Origin of the sequence: Pseudoalteromonas porphyrae (assembly GCF_001298125.1) — a bacterium.
Taxonomy (GTDB): Bacteria; Pseudomonadota; Gammaproteobacteria; order Enterobacterales; family Alteromonadaceae; genus Pseudoalteromonas; species Pseudoalteromonas neustonica.
In genome coordinates this window covers 1-19065 of record NZ_LHPH01000002.1, presented here as the reverse complement: position 1 = coordinate 19065, position 19065 = coordinate 1, and the positions used below count along the sequence as shown (strand labels likewise).

The window sequence follows — 19065 nt, the reverse complement described above, 5'->3', positions numbered from 1 at the left end:
GTTTACCCTTAATGTTAAATTCGTGGATCGGTTTGCTTTGCTACTTCTTGCAGGTTATATGCCTGATGAAACTCAATTAACTTATTAAAAGGAGTTAGGTCAATCAGTTCGCGAAAGTAAATCCAATCAAGTAAGCAGTATAAACTGATGCTGAGGTATTCACAGCTATTAAATTCATTATCAGTTAAATGGTTATTTAAATAGCTTAATGTTTCAACAATGCGTTCATTTTGCAGATTAAAAAATAATTTATCAGAATGAGTATCAAAACCTGAGCGCTGGCATAGCAAAACCTCTACGAGAGAATCATTACATGCGTTGATGGTGGTGAGCAAGTTTTCATGCTGCCAGCTTAGGCTCGGCAATTTATTTTTATTAAGCAAGTACCGAATAATCGTGTTGGAGTCAGTGATTGTGTGTTGGTTATCAACCAAAATAGGAATTTTACGAGCCGGGTTATTATTAATCATAACTTGTCGGTCTGCTGGAGAAAAAATATCTAAGTTTTCAAACTGGATATCGGCATTATTTTTAAGTGCCCAAATGCGAATACGTCGAGCAAATGGAGAGGTGGTCGAACCGATTAGCTTCATGATAATCTTCCATAAAAATAAATAAAGCCGCAAAAGCGGCTTTATTTATTGTTAACTTTGCAGGTTACTTTATTCCGTACGGCTAGTAACTTCAAGAAGGTGGTAACCAAATTGAGTCTGTACAGGGCCTTGTACTTGATTAATAGGTGCAGAAAAAACCACCTTATCAAACTCAGGTACCATCATACCAGGACCAAACTCACCCAATGCACCGCCATCTTGACCTGATGGACAGTTTGAATGTGCTTTAGCTAATTCTGCAAAATCTTCACCTTGCTCAATTTTGCTTTTTAAATCTAAGCACTGAGCTTCGCTATCTACTAATATGTGTCGTGCACTTGCCACTGCCATAAAATCTCCCGTTTAAAGTTGGTGTTTTTTTAATCAATTTTGATAGTATTCTAGCCTACTACCAACGGATTATACCAGCATAAATTTAAATATCTGAAATTGCTTTTTCTACTGCTTTAATTAGCTTGTCAGAATTAGGCTTGGTTTTACTGTTAAAACGCTCTACATGCTTACGATCTGCAGAAACAAGGTATTTATAAAAGTTCCAGTTTGGTGAGCTTGTTTGTGCATTTAAATGTTTAAAAATTGGGTTTGCGTCACTTCCGCGTACTTCGCTGGTGGCAAGCATGGTAAAAGTTACGCCATAATTTATAAAGCATACTTTGGCTGTTTCTTTTTCGTCATCTTCTTCTTGAAAGAAATCATCTGAAGGGAATCCAATAATAACTAAGCCTTGATCTTTATACTTTTGGTTTAGCGCTTCAAGGCCTTCAAATTGTGAAGTAAACCCGCAATTACTGGCTGTATTAACGATGAGCATAGGTTTGTTTTTAAATTGACATAAATTGATGCTGTCTTTAGAGCGAAGCTTTCGTAAGCTTACGTTTGTGAAGTCATCACAATCTTGTGTTACTAGCGCATTAACAGCTGCTGGAGCTTTAACTTGTGCATATACGTTGCTACTGAATATCATCGCACATAACATAATTTTTTTTAACATACCTAGATTTCCTCTCTGGTGATTTCCTTAGCTCATACGTTACTATGCTATTAATTGATCAACAACAGTTAAAAATATTATGACGACACGTTTAGCAAACATTGATGATTTACCAGCCATTGTCGCAATTTATAATGAAACCATAGCGAGCAGAATGGTCACCGCGGATACCGAGACCGTCAGTGTTGAACAAAAGCGTACTTGGTTTGAAAGTCATACGCAGCAGCGACCACTTTATGTATATGAGCAAGCCGGAAAAGTACTTGCTTGGCTGAGCTATAAATCGTTTTATGGCCGCCCCGCTTATGATGGAACTGTTGAAATTAGCATTTATATAACGTCGTTATCGCAAGGGCAGGGGTTGGGTAAAAAATTATTGCACTTTGCACAGCAGCAAGCAAAATTTTTAAACATTGAAGTATTACTCGCTTTTATTTTTAGCCATAACATACCAAGCATAAAGCTATTTAATAAATTTGGTTATCAAAAATGGGGAGAATTACCAAACGTAGCGGTCATGGACAGCAAGTACTATAGCTTGACCATTTTAGGTAAGCATTTAGGTTAATACTATTTAAGTTTGAGGAAAGTTCTTTAGCTTGTTACTAATGCTAAAAATTTGAACTACTCTTTTAAAACGCTAACGTTTTTAAGGGAGTGCTAGGCACAGTGCGCAAAATATTAATCGTAGATAGTAGTAGTGTGCTAGCAATGCGCGTAAAAGTATTGTTGGAGCTCATAGGTTGTGAAATAGAATTAATTCATTTCTCGATGTTAAGTGAAGAGGTCGCTTACAATCAATATGATTTGGTCACGATAGCCCATGGGGTACCTATAGCAACGGCTCAATCATTGGTTAAAGAGTTCCATCAAGATAAAGTTGTATTATTAGCGCCCAAAGCGGAGTATGGGGAACAACTTAATGCTTTTAGCGAGCTCAATAATTTAGTACCAAATGCGATCGTAATTTATCCTTTTTTTGCAAACAAAGAGATCAGCACTTTACTTGAAAGTGTTTTAGATCTCGGTTCCGACAACATATTGCTATTGCCCACTGTTTTATTAGTTGATCATGACCCTGAACGGTTAGCTAAAATTGAAAAAAGTCTTATTGGTGCTCATATTACAACGATCACTGCGGATAGTTTACACAGTGCCGCTTTAAAAATTAAACAGCAGGAAGTTGATATTTTATTAAGTGATTTCAGCTTGCTTGATGGAACCGGTCTAGAGGTGTTCTCTAATTTAAAATTAATTCAACCTCAATGCCGTTGTTTATTATTTACTTCAAAACCCAATCAAGTATCGATGATTGAAGCAATTCGAGGTGGGGTGGAAGATGTACTTGTAAAACCAATAAATGAAAATGTGTTACTTCAATCACTGCATAAATTATGGCAAACAGAGCTATTAAAGCGCCATAACAATGAATTAGTTGAGCGTTTGCAGGACACTGTTGATGCATTGATCGAAAAAGATAGTTTATTACGAGTGATTTATAAACACACTCCTGACGCGATTATGTTGTTTGAGCGTGATGGGAGCGTGATTGAAGCGAACGATGCATGCTCTAAGTTATTTAAAATGCAGTTAAAAGACTTTCAAGGCCGTTCGTTATTTGAAATGCTTGGCGAGTCATCAAGTAAAAGTATTAAAACTAAAATAGCTACCTTAAATCAAAATCGTCAGTTTAGTTGTGACTTGAGTTTGCCGCAAAAAGAAGGAGGAAAAATTCCTTTAGTAGGTTCGTTCAATGAAATTGATCATCATGGTGAAATCGCGCTTGCTGTGATCTTTAAAAATGTTACTCACCTTAAAGAGAAAGAAGACTTATTACTTGAAGCTAAAGATACGCTAGAGCAAGAAGTGCGAGCACGAACCTCACAATTAGAACATGCAAAAAATGTCGCAGAAGCAGCCAATCATAGTAAATCAGAGTTTCTTGCTAATATGTCGCATGAATTACGTACTCCGATGCATTCTATTTTAAGTTTTTCGCGCTTTGGACTAGATAAACTCACCTCAGGGGATTTCGCTAAAGAGAAGCTGCAAAAATATTTATCGCGCATAGAGCGCAGTGGTGAAAGGCTGTTGTCATTACTAAATAATTTACTCGATTTATCGAAATTAGATGTTGGTAAATTTCCCTTTAATCCCCGACCTCATAATTTGAGTAATATTATTAAAACCAGTATCGATGATGTCTCAGGTACAGCCTTAGAAAAAGATATTGAAATCTTATTTTACCCGCAAAAAACACCTGTAATTGCACAGTGTGACGAAGAACAAATAAATCAGCTATTGCGAAATATATTAGGCAATGCATTAAAGTTTAGTGAGCCTCAAAGTAGTATTGAAGTAACATTAATTAATCAAGATGATCAGGCTATTATTAATGTTGTGGATAGCGGTATAGGCATACCTGAAGATGAATTGGAGCATGTTTTTGCAAAATTTGTACAAAGTAGTAAGACGAATCATGGCGCTGGAGGAACAGGGCTGGGACTTGCTTTGTGCCGTGAGTTTGTGTCGTTGCATCAAGGTACTATATCTGCTCATTCAAATAAGCAGGATGGAACAACAATTCGAATCGCGCTGCCTTTAAATATTAGTATTCCTGAGATGCAGAATAAATAAATTACTTTTACTTACTGGTAAGTGCTTTTTTTGCGACTAAACTATTAATATCAGTTTTGAGAAGGATGACACACTATGCCATTAACAAGAATTTTGGCTGTTGATGATGAGCCATTTAATCTAGAGATTATTGAGGAGTTGTTGGAAAATGACTTTGATTTAAAGATGGCAAGCAGCGGCCCAGAGTGCTTGAGTGTGGTCGAAGATTATGACCCTCAAGTGATCTTACTCGATGTTAGCATGCCAAAAATGAATGGCTATGAAGTATGTACTAAGCTAAAGGAGAATCCGAATACTGCACATATAATTGTCATGTTTGTCTCGGCTAGAGGCACCGTAGAGGAGCGAATGGAAGGTTACTCTGTCGGGGCTGAAGATTATATAGTTAAGCCTTTTGGGCATGAGGAACTGCGGTTAAAGTTAAAAAATCTAAACCAAATAATTATTGATAAAGAAAACTTAGAACAACAAGTCGAAGAGGCCACTTCAACAGCTTTTAATGCCATGGCTAATAGCAGTGAAATGGGCCAGATAGTTAACTATATCGAGAATATTGCGCTGATCAATGAGGTTGATATACTCGCCCAGGCTTTGGTTAGTTGCTTAAGCTCATTTGACTTACAGAGTAATATTGAATTTAGATTTATAAATGATGACCCTCAGCACTTTGCTTTAAGAGGTGTTTGCTCCCCTATTGTTATTGAACTATTCGATATGCTTAAAAGTAAAGGGCGCTTACATGAGTTCTCCCACAGGATATTAGTTAATTACGAGTTTATAAGCTTATTAATATTAAACATGCCGGATCATGATCAAGATAAGCATGGGCGTATTCGAGATCATGTTTGCTTTTTAGTAAGTGTTACTGAGCAACAACTAAAAGCGATTCTTACACGTAAGAAATTAGAGCGACAAGAAACCAAACTAAATGAAGTTGTGGATATGGTACATAGTAAATTTCATGGTTTAATGGATTTACTGAACGAAAACCGCTTAAGTAATGAAGCGGTATTTAAACGCTTGCAAGAAGAGCTTGAAGAGCGTATCCCGACAATGGGGTTGGATGAGGATCAAGAGATCTTTATTTATCAAAAAGTAGATCGCACGATTCAGAACTCAGTTGCACGAGAAGACTCAGTAAAAAATGTTAAAGCTGCATTTCAAGAAATAGAGCAGGATTTAGCACAGTTACTCGATAATACAAACAGAACTTAAATCTAATGTGGCTAATTTATGAGTGTCACGTTGCTTTTTTGATATTGGCCTAGGCATCTCTTGGTAGGCCTTTTTCTACAATACGTATAAGGCGTGCTGTTTTTCTTAATAGCTTATCTTGTTTTGATTTTTGTTGTGTAAGCGCCCAATCAATATGCTCTTTGACCAAGTCACTGGACGTTTCGCGAGTTATTAAGAGTATGTCGATTATCGCTTGGTTAAACTGTGCATTACCTAACCCTACGGCAATATTACGACGCCAACGTTCATGCCCAATACGACGAATTGGGCTGCCTTCTGTGTTTTTTAGAAAAGTTACTTCGTCCCAGCTAAATAGGCTAACTAAGTCTTGGTCTTTAAGTTGTGTGCGAGGATGAAAGTCGGCCTCATCGGTAATTTGGCCATAGCGATTCCATGGACACACCAGCTGACAGTCATCACACCCATAGATACGATTACCTAACAGTGGACGATATTGCTCAGGGATAGGCCCTTGTAGCTCAATTGTTAAATACGATATGCATTTACGTGCATCAACAACATACGGCTCTACAATGGCGCCTGTTGGGCATAATGTGATACATGCCACGCATTTTCCGCAGCCTTCGATCTCATTCGGTTTGTCTATGGGTAAAGGAATATCAACAAATAGCTCCCCTAAAAAAAACCACGAACCAGCTTCCTTGTTGATCAACAAACTGTGCTTTCCTTGCCAACCTAACCCTGCTTTTTCAGCTAGTTGGCGCTCCAATACTGGGGCTGAATCAACAAAAGGGCGGTAACCAAATTGACCAATATGCTGCTCTATTTTTTGACCCAATTTTTTAATGCGGTTGCGCATTAACTTATGATAATCACGGCCAAGTGCATAGCGGCTAATATATGCTTTATCGGTATTTTTAAGGTTTTTTGCAAAACTGGCATCGGGAGGTAAATAATTCATTTTTACTGAAATGACTCGCTGTGTACCAGGAACAAGCTCGGCAGGACGCGCGCGCTTCATGCCATGGGCAGCCATATACTCCATATCGCCGTGATAACCCAAGTCAAGCCAGCGTTGCAGTTGTGCCTCATGCTTGCTTAGGTCTACATCGGTAATGCCGACCTCGCTAAAACCAAGTTCTTGGCCCCAAAGCTTAATCTGCTGTGCAAGTTCATTGTAATCTGGAGATTGGCTCGTCACGTGAGTATAGTCATGGTTGTAAAATGGCCGCGTAATTTAGCACATTTGTGTGAGAACATCACGACAGATTAAACAAAGCGCTTTAGCTGGTGTTGAGTTTGTTCGCTCAGTTGTTGTGATAATTTGCAATCACCTAAAGCTACATCAATTTGCGCTTTAGCTTGAGAGCCTAATTCAACAATTTGCTCAACTGACTGGTGTGTTTCGTTTTGTGTTTGCTCCAGTGAGTGCACGGCGCTGACAATTTGCTGCAATTGTTGCTGGTTGTGTTCAAATTCAACGAGTCGGTCAGTAAATCCATGAGACGTTTTACTTATTGTTGTTTCAGCATGATGAGAGTAACCAACCAATTGCTCAGATTCTTTATTTGTTTTGCCTACTAAAGCATCCATTTGATTAATAAAATCGCTGATTTGACGGGTAGCATCACTGACTTTAACAGACAAAGTTCTCACTTCATCGGCTACTACTGCAAAACCACGGCCAGCTTCGCCTGCGCGAGCGGCTTCAATAGCGGCATTTAGTGCCAGTAAATTGGTTTGATCTGAAAACTCTTCGACCATTTTTAATATACTACGAATATTATCGCTGTTTTGTTTTAATCCTGAAATGGTTTTAGAAAAGCTGCCCAATACATGGCTAATTGCTTTGACTTGGGTAACAAGCTCAGTGAGTTCTTGAGCTGAGTGGGTAACGAAATTCAAGTGTTCGGCATTTACTTGATGAACACTGTCAGTGTTTGTCACTATGCTTTGTAAGCTATCTGTTATCTGATTGCTTGCCGCGGTAATTGTTTGGCTAAAGTCTATCTGTTGTTCGCTTAACTGTACGGTATGTTGCATTGATTTAGTTACTTGCGTGTTACTTTGCGCGCTCGCTTGTGAGCTTTCGTAGGTGGTTGCGAGTAATTCACTTAAGTGTGCCGTAAACATATTATATTGCTCACTGACTTCGCGAAATTCATCGTATGTAAAATGTGGCAACTGCTCAGTTAAGTTGGCATCTTGACGGTTTATTTGCTTTAACGTATCACGCATGGCCGTAACAGGGCGAACAATTAAAAAACGCATATAAAAGATAGTGAATGTAAATCCGGCAACAATAACGCAGGTAAGCAGCCAGAATGCTCCTTGATCTGCGTCTTGCGTAGTAAGACTTTTATACAGCCAAAGTAATGTAATAGCTTGGAAAGCAAAGACAAAACTAAGGTTACCAATGATCTTACGTGTTAAGGTAAAAAAGAAAGTTTGTTCTAGAAAGTTATAAATGCGCATATACCCACTCATCAATGGTCCGTTTGGCTGTTGCATGGAGTTTTACTCAGTATCGTTCAAATCGGCTATAATTCAAGAATATAGGACGAATAGCAGTCCATAATACCTCTAATTTAGAGGGAATTTAAAATCATTTTAGTGTTACATGGGTAGTTAGTAAAAACGCCATCAACGCCATATTCGAGCATAAGCTCTATATCTTCTTGCTTATCAACAGTATATGCGTAAACAAGCAGCCCTCGCTGCTTGGCATCTGCAACAAAGGTATGATTAATAAAATTTTTATCAATATGAATACTTGATGCACCCAAACGCTGAGCAAATTCAGCGTAATTAATAGGGATTGAGGCTGTTAGAGCGCCTATTTTTATCCAAGGCAATTTTTGTTTAAGCCACATGAGTTGATGATGATCAAACGAAGAGACTAATATATTGTCTTGAGACAGTTTATTTGCGGCAATATTACCTTCAATAAGATCAACAAATTTATCGAGAGAAAAGGTGTGTTTTAACTCAAAATTGAGTAGCGTTTTATTGTTAACCCAATCAATTACCTGTTGTAATGTAGGTACCTGTTGACCGTTACCGGCATCAAATTTTTGTATTTGTTCGCGAGTTAATTTATTTACTTTACCATTGCCGTCAGTGGTTCGATCGAGCCAGGTATCGTGAATAATCAAATAGTCATCAAGACAACTTTGTACATCAATTTCAATGCCATCGACGTCTATTTCAACAGCTGCTTGAATAGCACTTTTGGTATTTTCAGGGTAGCTCCCGCTGGCGCCACGGTGGGCAAAAACTTTTATCATAATGTGTGTTTCCGTGTAACAGACCATGTTTCGTAAAACGCCGCGCTGATCACTAAAGCTCCGCCGAGCAAGGTCAGCAATGAAGGTTGTTCATGTAATAATAGAAAAGCTAAAAATGTGCCATATAAAGGCTGCAAGCACGAGATCAGCCCTGCTGTTGAAGCTGATAAGTATTGCAGGCTGGCTGCAAATAATGAATGTGGGGTCGCTGTAAAGATTACCCCAGCTACTAATAATAACCCTAAATCATAAGATGGTATTTCTATCACTGGCACTTCTATAAAAGCACACAATAAAATGCTCGCTACACATGTTTGGTAAAACATGGTTTGTGGCCCGCCATATTGACTAAAATAACGCTTATGTATGATATTTCTAATTGCAAAGAAAAACGCAGATACAACACCTGTTAAGACTCCTTGTGTTATATCCCCCCCCATATCAGCATCAGGAATAAGTAAATAAATACCAAAAATAACTACGCAGGCGCTGAGTAGGTCGGTTAATTTTGGTTTGCATTGATTGAAAAAAGGTTCAATAAAGACGGTAATCACTGGGTAAGTGAAAAATGCAATCATACCTATCGCGATACCTGCCATTTGCATTCCTGCAAAATAGGTAACCCAATGTAGCCCGACGGCAACACCTAAAAAAAGGGCAATAGCATAATCTTTAGTTGCATTTAGTTTGATGGCTTTTTTTTGCCACAGCAATAATAACAAAATGGCAACGCCAGCAATCGCAGCGCGGTAAACCGTAATGTCTAATGCGTTAAGGTTGATAAGTTGAGCAAAGAGTGCAGTGCCTCCAAACAATAGAACCGCAATATGTAAATAGATCAAGCTTTGTTGTTGGGGCTGCATATAACTCCTTTTTTGTTTTAGTGACAAATGTCAGGTTATTTCATGACAATTTACACTATATTCGCTGTGTATTAATAGCGATAGTTAAAGCGTCAGATTTTTGTAATGTATACAAGGGGGGTCTATGAATAATGCAGCATGGTTTAGTTTATTTATTGCTGGTCTTTTCGAAGTTGTTTGGGCTTTAGCCATGAAACAATCAAACGGTTTTACCAAATTATGGCCCAGTATTATTACATTTGCAGCGATGTGGGCAAGCTTTGCGTTTTTGTCCTTTGCTTTAAAGTCACTGCCCTTAGGCATAAGTTATACAATGTGGGTTGGAATAGGTGCTGTGGGTGTAAGTATTGTTAGTGTGTTGTGGCTAAAGGAGTCAATATCGTTGATTCAGTTAGGATGTATAGGGCTAATATTGATAGGTATTATTGGGTTAAAAATTCACACCGTATAAAACCTGTAAGTAACCTAAACTCGGGATAATAAATCTATCTCCAGTGACTATTTTCAACGCTAACTACGTTGAATTTACTTGCAATAGACCAGCTATTGACGCGTAAATTCGCCTTGTTATCCCTGAAAATCTCCGGCTGGAGAGTTGAGTAAGTTTTTATAATATTAAATCAATACGTTAGTAAATATCTTAACCCGAGTTCAGGTTAAGTAATATTATGTGGTGCGGTTTTAGGGATTATAAAGGACATTTATGAGTACACATACAAGCTTGGCTTTGCAAAGTAGAATCAAACAGTTTTGGAATTGGGGGCCACTATTATTTACAGGTTTTTATCTATTACCCACATTTTTTAATTTTGAGCAATTAAGTGTATTGAATATTACGGCAACATTGCTTTTTTATTGCGCATTTATAGTTTTGTATATTAAGGCAATTAATTGTGCGAACACTAACGTCACTGCCTTGTTTATCGCTATGCTTACGGTATGTGTCGGAGCCAGTTTTTTTACATCTGGCACATCTACACTTTTTGGATTTACAGCTTATATTGCCGGGTTTTGTTTTACAAAAACGTCTCGCTTAGCTGCGGGTTTATCTGTCATTGTTGGTGTTATATGCAGTGCCTATGTAATTGATTCACATGGCCCTGAATATTTTCTAGGCGTTGCAATTATTTTAAGTGTCGCGTTATTTACCTTTGGTTTTGCAGGGCAAAAAGAGCGTACTTACAAGCAGCGAGAACAAGAAAGCGCGAAGCAGTTAGAGCAGCTAGCCGCTATTGCTGAGCGAGAACGAATTGCCCGAGATTTACATGATATTTTAGGTCATTCACTATCTTCTATCGCGCTAAAAGCTGAACTTGCCAGTAAGCTCAATCAAGCTCAGCGGTATCCCCAAGCAAATAGCGAAATTGAACAAGTTGCTGAGCTTGCAAGGCAATTATTAAGTGATGTAAGAAGTGCGGTGAGTGATTTAAAGCAGCTAAATATAAGCAATCAGGTAGCTACATTGATGGAGCGTTTAAATGAGCAAGGTTTTGATGTTGATTTACATATAGATATAAATAAGTTACCAGTTAAAGTTGAGGGTATTGCTAGTTTGATAATCAAAGAAGCGGTGACCAACCTCCTACGCCATAGTAAAAATAAACGTTGTGCTATATACATAAAGCAAAGCGAGGAGCAGTTAGAAATTAATATTGTAAATTATGACCTGTGTGAAAAAGTAAACAAGGGCAATGGCCTCAATGGTATTAAGGAGCGAGCATCACAGCTTGGAGGTTTAATTAATATAGAAACTGGGGAATGTTTTAGTTTGAATATTATTCTACCTTTGGTTAGAGAGTATGAGGTGACGTTATGATTAAAGTTTATTTAGTTGAAGATCAAGGGCTGGTTCTTGGTGCTGTCGCTGCATTACTTAGCTTAGATATAAGCATTGAGGTCATAGGTCAAGCCGCGAATGGGCAAATTGCAATGCAAGAAATCCCTCAGTTGAAACCAGATATTGTACTCAGTGATATTGAAATGCCAATAATGACAGGTATTGAACTTGCTGAACAGTTACGTGATAAATGCCCTGAAATAAAAGTGGTGATTATGACCACGTTTTCTCGCGCTGGGTATATTCGCCGCTCTATGGCCGCTGGTGTTAAAGGATTTGTACTAAAAGAAGCACCCAGTGATAGCTTAATTGCCACATTAAAAAAAGTGATGGCAGGGCAAAAAGTAATTGATTCTGAGCTTGCTTTAAATGCACTTGAAGACAGTGATCCGTTATCTGATAAGGAGCGAAAAGCATTAAAACTTGCTGGAGACGGGTTGAAAACAAGTGACATCGCCGAAAAATTATATTTAAGTGAAGGCACGGTACGTAATTACCTATCGGACGCTATTGCTAAATTAAATGCCATAAACCGAGTAGATGCAGCGCGTATAGCCAAACAAAAAGGCTGGTTATAACGTTATTTACAAAGCTTTTTTGTTCCATAAAATTTACATCTAAATCCAACCGTAAGGCTGTTTTTGGATTATTCCATTAGAGGTGTTTCAGACTGTTTTTTATAGATATTGAATTCTGCATCTTGAAGTAATTTGGGTATAAATATCTTAACCAGAGTTCAGGTTAAATACTAAATATACCCCTCCTTTCGATTCTTAGTATAGTTAAATTAATATTTGCCAGCCTTAGACTAGTCCACTAAGTAATCACAATCGACTATGTAATTTCATTTGTATCAATCTAAACAAAGTAAAACTAAGTTCGTTATTAGAAAACTACGTATAAAGTTGTATTAAACTGGATTTGAGTTCCGTTAATGTGTACAATCTTCGACCTTTCCTTTGTGGTTGTTTAGGGTACAGGTTGCTTTAGTGTTATTAAAAATAGCGTTACAAAAAATAATATACTCGGCGTTGGCATTTCTTATATTTGCTAATTCAATGTTTGCATATTCTGCGGATTTACAAATATCTACTTTTAAAGATATTGATACCACAGTCCCAAGGGGGGCTGATATACGGTATCAGGTTGACTTTGAAAATGCAGAGCAAACCGTTGCAACTAACGTTAAATTAATATTCCCTCTACCCAATAGCACCACATTTGTTAGTGTAAATGACGTTACTGCATGTTCTTATACTTTGACGACTAGAGAAGTTATCTGTAATTGGGCGACTATTGATGGCACATCGATTACAGATAAACGTAAAAGCTTGCTTTTGACGATAAAGACATCAGCGCAGACCGGTAATATCGTTGATTCTCAAGTTCGTATCGAAGCTAGTAATGAAGATGCTGGCAAACTCTTAAATAACAGCGAAACGCAAAATACATCTATTGTTGCAGGTGTAGATGTTGCCATAACAAATTTAGTTTCGTTACCTACCACTGTGTATGTGGATGAGAACTACAAATACCAAATCACGATACAGAATAATGGCCCGGATATAGCTAAAGGGGTTGAGTTTACCCATGTTTTACCTAGTACAGCACGTTGGGTTAATCAGTCTGTTAATGCCCAAAAAGGTTGGGTGTGTTCTGGCACGCAAACGATTCGCTGTTTAAAAGATGAGCTTGAGCCTAATGAACGCCAAAATCTTGAAATTCATGCTCGACTTTCAGGAGTAGGTAGCGGGACGGTAACTGCTACATCAAGCGTTAAGAGTTTGACCGCAGAAATCAAGCCTGAAAATAACCAGCGAGCAGTCAATACCAGTGTCAGTGAGCATGCAGATTTGACTGGGTCAATTGTGTCATTCCATAAAGACGGATACGAATCGCGATGGTTAACTGTCAGTGATAGTTTTAGTTACAGAGTAAACGTTGTTAATAATGGCCCAAATAAGGCGGTTAACCCTGCATTTACTATTAGGCTACCGGCTGGCGTGACAGATATTGCCGCTGTACAAATCCCTAATTGGAATTGTTCTGCATTTAATAACCAAAATGAAATGAGATGTAGTTCAACAAGTGAGTTGGCGAGTAATGCGAGCGTTCCATTTACTATTTCAGCAACGACTCCATCGATTGCTGCTGCTTATCAGTCTACTTTGAGTGTTGAATCATCTACGATAGATAGAAATACCAATAATAATACGATTACACATACGTTTACTGCGCAACAAGGTAATCAAACTAATCTTGTTAGTTTTTCAAAAACGCTAGAGGGAAGAGCTACACAATTTAAAATCGGTGATGAGATCACTTTTAATCTGAGCGCGATTAACAATGGTGATGAAGTACAAATTACTCGAATCTCTGATGACTTACCAACAGGCCTTGATTTTGTCAGTGCTGTATCTAGTGACTTCAACTGTACTTTTAAGTCGCCAACGGTAACGTGTTTACCAGTAAATGGATCTTTTAAGAAAGATCAAGAAGTTAAAATCACCCTAAAAACAAAGGCAAAGCAGGCTGGTCCTTATACGAATACCGCTACACTTACCCTTGATACAGGTTCACCAATATCTAATTCAGCTAGTTTTACAATTTTATCTTCTGAGGCCGATGTTCGAATTACAAAAACGTCAGACTTAGCTTGGAATAATAAAAATGAGATGGGCAAAGTCTTTAACTTTATTATTAGCGTAAGTAATGTAGGTTTAGGTGCGGCTAATAATGTAGTTATTTCTGACACATTAATAAACGGTTACACCATTGCTGGACCTGTTACTGTAAACCGAGGGAGTGCGAGCGCCTCAGACTGGTCCTGTACTGTAAGTGGGAATACCCAAGTTGTTTGTGAAAGCGCTAGCATGGCAAGTAGGGATGCGATAAGTGTAATAATCCCAGCGAAAACGCCATTCAGTGAAGCAATGCCAAGGAATACCGCATCAGTCACATATGATGGTTTGACTAACGCAAATTCATTTACATATGAAGGATGGGGGTTTCAACCTAGTAATCCTGTTAGATTAAGTTTAACGAAAGTTAAAAAGTCTCGCTTAACAGATAATACTCAGTTAGTGACACAAAATGCTGAAATATTGAATGAATTCACCGTTGCAAATAATGGCGAAAGAGCAACGGGAGGTACTATCAGGGTTGATGATGTGTTACCTCAAGGTGAGCTATTTATTGCTAATAATCAATATGGTACAGATTGGCAATGCTCACTCTCTGAAGCGTTGAGTGACGGTACTGGAGGTAAGGTAAGTTGTTTATATACCCCCAATCCAGTAGAGGGGCTATCTGGCGTTGCACCTTTGTTGGTTATAACGACTCGTGCCGTAGGTTTAGGGGGGTTAACTAATAATGCAACATTGATTGATGAGGGTGGGTTCCCTGGTATTGCACGGGCATCAGCGACAATTAATTCAGTGTTAAGTGCTGATTTAAAAGTAACAAAAGCAGCTCAACTCAGTGCCGATCAACGTTTAATTACATATACAATAAAAGCAGAACATCTATCTGGTAGCACAATTATTGGCGATGGCGCTAATACATTAGTGATCACTGATACTTTTGCGGGTACTTTTATCGCGAGAAAAGGTGTAATTGCCACCACGATAGATTTCCCTACTACAATCACTAGTAATCGCAATAGTCAATTTACTTGTTCACGAAGCGATAGTGGCTTATATGAGCAAACGGTATCCACTATTAAATGCGTATTGGCATCGGGTGAAATTTTTCAAGTAGGTGATTTTGTTGAGCTTGATATAACAGCAAGTCGTCCATTTACAACGGTTAATAATCAGCTTACAAACAGGGTAAATGTAAGCTCGTCTTCGTTTGCAGATACAGATCCTAGTAATAACCAATCAGCGGTAACAACGACCTTACAGCCTAGGTTTGATGTGGCGGTTAACGCAGTAACTTATGCTGCTAATCCAGTTTTAACAGGTGACGAATCATTATTGACTATTGAGATCCATAATCCCGCGTCGAGTGAAGCCAATGGGGTTATCTTAGAACATCAATTTAAACCAAATATTAGCCGTAAAATACAGTTTTTAAGCAGTAATTTTTCGCGCCTGGGTCAGCGTAATGTGTGTGTCTTTAATGGCGTTACCTTACAGTTACGATGCGAAATAGGTGTACTTGCAAGTAATGAAGTACAAACAGTGACTTTACGTTTTATACCAAAAAGTGATATTAGCGGACAGGATTGGAGATTACCAAGTATTAGCACCATTTATGCAGATAATATGGCGCAAGATCTTAACTCATCTAACAATACCCAAACAGCAGAACTACTTGTTGAAGCACGAGATGCAAATTTAAAAATAGAAAATAATGATGTGCTAGATCCAATTGCATGGGTGCCATCTCCTCGTGATTTCCCCGTATCACTTGATAATGTTGTAGTTTATAAGGTTGATCTAGAGTATTTATTTGATAATAAAGGTGATTTGTCAGTAGCCAGCGGTGTGCGTTATGACTTTAACATGACTCCATCCGGTGCGAATAGACGTATCCAATTTTTATGTGATAGCGATAATGATAAATCATGTACGGCGCAAACAGCACGTTGTGACAGTATTAATGCGGTTATTACTCAAAAGTACACAATAAAATGTGATGGCCCAGAAAATGAAAATAATAATCTTGAGCCGCTTGAGTTAAAAGAAAACCCCAATGGTAGTACAGAAAACATATATACCCGTTATTTGTTTTTTAAAGTCTTATCTCGTCCAAGTACAGCAGGTGAAGTAAGTGCAACAAACGCAGTTATTTATTCAAATGAGCGCGATCCTGTCTTGGGTAATAACGAGGAGAGAGAGCAAACATCAATTCGCGTAGCCGTTGATTTAGCGTTAACAAAAACGGCTTCTCAAGCGAGTGTAGCGCTTGGTAGTGAATTTGATTTTTATATTGATGTATTTAATGCGGGTCCTGGTGACAGTGCTGAAAATGTTATTTATGACTTTTTACCAACAGAGGTAGAAGTTAACGGTACACCAACAGTCGAAAATGGTCTGTGCTTGGTTGATAACGCTGTAAAAAGCGGCGAATCAGTATCTAAACAACGCGTAATATGCCTAGTTGACGAAATTGCTTTGGGTGACTCTGTGCGAGTTACAATCCCTGTGAAAGTAGTTGAAATTCCGACTTCTAAGCTAATAACTAACCATGCTTGGGTTGAGACAAAAGGTTTTGATATTGATAAAACTAATAACGAAGATACAGAGACAGTTAGAGCCGTTGATTCAGCGTTATCAGGTAAAGTGTTTTTTGACTTAAATAACGATGGTGTTCAACAAGCTGCAACTGATGCAGGGCTTAGCGGTATTACTATTGCGCTTTCAGGTGTACGTAGTGATAACTCTATTATAGGTACTCAAACAGTAAAAACGACAGCCAGCGGTGAGTTTACTTTCATTGATCTTGAACCGGGTGTTTATCAGTTATCGCAAGTAGATCAAAGCGAACTGATCAACTTTAAAGATGGTAAAGATAGTCGTGCAGGTGTGTTGATTGTTAACAGTGAGCAGTCAGATATTATCGCAGGTATTACTATTTCAGGCCAAGGAAACTCAGATAATCACTTATTTGCTGAGATCGGTTCGAGTGAAGTTGCTGGCCTTGTTTGGTCTGATTTAAATGACAATGGCGTGCAAGAGGTTACAGAGGTAGTAGGTCTTGAAGGTGTTGAATTTGAATTAGTTGGTACAGATGAAGCCGGTTTAGACGTTTCTTTAAACACGCTAAGTAATAAGCAAGGTCTTTATTCATTTAATGGCTTACGTGCTGGTATCTACACGTTAAGGCAACCAGTTCAACCCGTTGATTTTAGTGATGGCTTAGAAAGTGAAGATGGTGCGGTACTTGAAAATAGCCGCACAACAGACATGATTACTCTAGGGCGTTTGAATAATAATCAACGTTTTTTACAAAGAAACTTTGCTGAGGTTCCGACGCTGCTTTCTGCGATTATTCAAGGAATGGTTTACCTTGATATTGAACAAAATGGTGTAGTCGATACCAATGATAAATTGCTGAAAAACGTTGCTATCAACCTCACAGGTAAAGATGCAAGAGGGGCGAGTGTTTCCCTAACCACCACCACAGATGCGCAAGGTAACTATCGTTTTGAAAATGTACTTACATCAGACGTAACAGGTTACACATTAACGCAAGTACATCCTGCTTTGTATAAAGATGGTGTAGAGAGAAATAGTGACGGTGCGATCAAAGATTCTGATACAACGGATGAGATCAGCAAAATCATTATCACAGATAGCACTACAAAAACGTATGATTTTACAGAGCAAAACCCAGACACAGCAAGCGTGTCTGGGCGTGTGTATTTTGATGCAAACCAAGACGGCACCATTACAGATAATGACAAGTTACTAGCCAATGTAGACATTACCTTAACGGGTAAGGATATCTTCGGTTCAACAATCTCGTTAACGACGCAAACGAATGCGCAAGGTGAATACACGTTCGCTGATTTATTTGCCTCAGATGCCAATGGATACACAGTAACGCAGACGCAACCTGCGCTTTATAAAGACGGTGTTGAGCGTAATAGTGCAGGCATGATTGCAGGCTCTGATGTAACAGATACGGTTACCGTTGCGCTTTCTACAAACAACCAGCTTGTTGACTTCACAGAGCAAAATCCAGACACAGCGACTATTTCAGGGCGTGTGTATTTTGATGCAAACCAAGACGGCACACTTGCAGATAACGACACGTTATTAGCGAATGTCGATATTACCTTAACGGGTAAAAATATCTTCGGGACAGACATTAACCTGACAACGCAAACGAATGCGCAGGGTGAATACACGTTCGCTAATTTATTTGCTTCAAACGCCAGTGGTTATACCATCACGCAGACGCAGCCTGCGCTTTATAAAGACGGTGTCGAGCGTAATAGCTCGGGTGCTATTACAGGCTCTGATCTAACAGATATAGTGACTGTTGTGCTGACCACCAACAACGAGTTTGTTGACTTCACAGAGCAAAACCCAGATACAGCAAGCGTGTCAGGCCGTGTGTACTTCGATGAAAATCAAGACGGCACCATTACAGATAACGACACGTTATTAGCGAATGTCGATATTACCTTAACGGGTAAAAATATCTTCGGGACAGACATTAATCTGACAACGCAAACGAATGCGCAAGGTGAATACACGTTCGCTGATTTATTTGCCTCAGATACCAATGGTTACACAGTAACGCAGACGCAACCTGCGCTTTATAAAGACGGTGTAGAGCGTAACAGCTCGGGTGCTATAGCAGGCTCTGATTTAACAGATACGGTTATTGTTATGCTTTCTACAAGCAATCAGCTTGTTGACTTCACAGAGCAAAACCCAGATACAGCGACTATTTCAGGGCGTGTGTATTTTGATGAAAACCAAGATGGCACGATTGCAGGTAACGACACGTTATTAGCGAATGTCGATATTACCTTAACGGGTAAAAATATCTTCGGTTCAAGAATCTCGTTAACGACGCAAACGAATGCGCAGGGTGAATACACGTTCGCTAATTTATTTGCTTCAAACGCCAGTGGTTATACCATCACGCAGACGCAGCCTGCGCTTTATAAAGACGGTGT

General features: G+C 38.7%; 14 protein-coding genes. 7 read left to right on the top strand and 7 right to left on the bottom strand.

Annotated elements, in window-relative coordinates; genetic code table 11:
• Positions 1-14 precede the first annotated feature (14 nt).
• The 3 genes from ADS77_RS01925 to ADS77_RS01915 form a co-directional block, all read right to left on the bottom strand.
• The gene (locus ADS77_RS01925; RefSeq protein WP_054452705.1) at positions 15-593 is read right to left on the bottom strand and encodes a glutathione S-transferase family protein; all 579 of its coding nucleotides are present in this window, start codon (positions 591-593) and stop codon (positions 15-17) included.
• A 69-nt stretch (positions 594-662) separates the two neighbouring features.
• Entirely contained in the window at positions 663-944 is a 282-nt protein-coding gene (locus tag ADS77_RS01920) for a peptidylprolyl isomerase (protein WP_054206621.1), read from the bottom strand.
• Positions 945-1029: 85 nt separating this feature from the next.
• Positions 1030-1605: a glutathione peroxidase gene (locus ADS77_RS01915; protein ID WP_054206620.1), complete on the bottom strand. Its 576-nt coding sequence runs from the start codon at positions 1603-1605 to the stop codon at positions 1030-1032.
• A gap of 79 nt (positions 1606-1684) precedes the next feature.
• Here ADS77_RS01915 and ADS77_RS01910 point away from each other — a divergent pair, with 79 nt between their 5' ends.
• From ADS77_RS01910 to ADS77_RS01900, 3 genes are all read left to right on the top strand, one after another.
• Positions 1685-2173 carry a GNAT family N-acetyltransferase gene (locus tag ADS77_RS01910; protein ID WP_054206619.1) on the top strand — a complete coding sequence of 163 codons (489 nt, stop codon included), beginning with the start codon at positions 1685-1687 and terminating at the stop codon, positions 2171-2173.
• 143 nt (positions 2174-2316) lie between these two features.
• Positions 2317-4242: an ATP-binding protein gene (locus tag ADS77_RS01905; protein WP_054452927.1), complete on the top strand. Its 1926-nt coding sequence runs from the start codon at positions 2317-2319 to the stop codon at positions 4240-4242.
• Between the two features lie 75 nt (positions 4243-4317).
• Positions 4318-5457: a PleD family two-component system response regulator gene (locus ADS77_RS01900; protein WP_054452703.1), complete on the top strand. Its 1140-nt coding sequence runs from the start codon at positions 4318-4320 to the stop codon at positions 5455-5457.
• Positions 5458-5506: 49 nt separating this feature from the next.
• Here the strand turns inward: ADS77_RS01900 and queG are convergent, their stop codons facing one another.
• The 4 genes from queG to ADS77_RS01880 form a co-directional block, all read right to left on the bottom strand.
• Positions 5507-6640, bottom strand: coding sequence for a tRNA epoxyqueuosine(34) reductase QueG (gene queG / locus ADS77_RS01895; protein WP_054206617.1), 1134 nt, complete (start codon positions 6638-6640; stop codon positions 5507-5509).
• A gap of 68 nt (positions 6641-6708) precedes the next feature.
• The gene (locus tag ADS77_RS01890) at positions 6709-7926 is read right to left on the bottom strand and encodes a methyl-accepting chemotaxis protein (RefSeq protein ID WP_054206616.1); all 1218 of its coding nucleotides are present in this window, start codon (positions 7924-7926) and stop codon (positions 6709-6711) included.
• Positions 7927-8027: 101 nt separating this feature from the next.
• The gene (locus ADS77_RS01885; protein WP_054206656.1) at positions 8028-8723 is read right to left on the bottom strand and encodes a glycerophosphodiester phosphodiesterase; all 696 of its coding nucleotides are present in this window, start codon (positions 8721-8723) and stop codon (positions 8028-8030) included.
• Positions 8723-9589, bottom strand: a complete 867-nt coding sequence (locus ADS77_RS01880) for a DMT family transporter (RefSeq protein ID WP_054206615.1) — start codon at positions 9587-9589, stop codon at positions 8723-8725. The genes ADS77_RS01885 and ADS77_RS01880 overlap by 1 nt, the downstream gene beginning before the upstream one ends.
• A gap of 124 nt (positions 9590-9713) precedes the next feature.
• Between ADS77_RS01880 and ADS77_RS01875 the strand changes: the two genes are divergently transcribed.
• From ADS77_RS01875 to ADS77_RS01860, 4 genes are all read left to right on the top strand, one after another.
• Positions 9714-10040 (top strand): DMT family transporter, encoded by a 327-nt coding sequence (locus ADS77_RS01875; protein ID WP_054206614.1) that lies wholly within the window; start codon positions 9714-9716, stop codon positions 10038-10040.
• A 252-nt stretch (positions 10041-10292) separates the two neighbouring features.
• Positions 10293-11405, top strand: coding sequence for a sensor histidine kinase (locus tag ADS77_RS01870; RefSeq protein WP_054452700.1), 1113 nt, complete (start codon positions 10293-10295; stop codon positions 11403-11405).
• Positions 11402-12004: a DNA-binding response regulator gene (locus ADS77_RS01865; protein WP_054452699.1), complete on the top strand. Its 603-nt coding sequence runs from the start codon at positions 11402-11404 to the stop codon at positions 12002-12004. The genes ADS77_RS01870 and ADS77_RS01865 overlap by 4 nt, the downstream gene beginning before the upstream one ends.
• Positions 12005-12484: 480 nt before the next feature.
• Positions 12485-19065 (top strand): SdrD B-like domain-containing protein (locus ADS77_RS01860; RefSeq protein ID WP_200909635.1); only part of this gene is annotated, 6581 nt, incomplete at its 3' end.

Bases quoted from the DNA above. Each gene is read 5' to 3' on its own strand.
- ADS77_RS01890 (WP_054206616.1), bottom strand. From the start codon at position 7,926: ATGAGTGGGTATATGCGCATTTATAACTTTCTAGAACAAACTTTCTTT.
- ADS77_RS01875 (WP_054206614.1), top strand. From the start codon at position 9,714: ATGAATAATGCAGCATGGTTTAGTTTATTTATTGCTGGTCTTTTCGAA.
- ADS77_RS01905 (WP_054452927.1), top strand. From the start codon at position 2,317: ATGCGCGTAAAAGTATTGTTGGAGCTCATAGGTTGTGAAATAGAATTA.
- ADS77_RS01880 (WP_054206615.1), bottom strand. From the start codon at position 9,589: ATGCAGCCCCAACAACAAAGCTTGATCTATTTACATATTGCGGTTCTA.
- ADS77_RS01870 (WP_054452700.1), top strand. From the start codon at position 10,293: ATGAGTACACATACAAGCTTGGCTTTGCAAAGTAGAATCAAACAGTTT.
- ADS77_RS01910 (WP_054206619.1), top strand. From the start codon at position 1,685: ATGACGACACGTTTAGCAAACATTGATGATTTACCAGCCATTGTCGCA.
- ADS77_RS01925 (WP_054452705.1), bottom strand. From the start codon at position 593: ATGAAGCTAATCGGTTCGACCACCTCTCCATTTGCTCGACGTATTCGC.
- ADS77_RS01920 (WP_054206621.1), bottom strand. From the start codon at position 944: ATGGCAGTGGCAAGTGCACGACACATATTAGTAGATAGCGAAGCTCAG.
- ADS77_RS01865 (WP_054452699.1), top strand. From the start codon at position 11,402: ATGATTAAAGTTTATTTAGTTGAAGATCAAGGGCTGGTTCTTGGTGCT.
- ADS77_RS01915 (WP_054206620.1), bottom strand. From the start codon at position 1,605: ATGTTAAAAAAAATTATGTTATGTGCGATGATATTCAGTAGCAACGTA.
- ADS77_RS01900 (WP_054452703.1), top strand. From the start codon at position 4,318: ATGCCATTAACAAGAATTTTGGCTGTTGATGATGAGCCATTTAATCTA.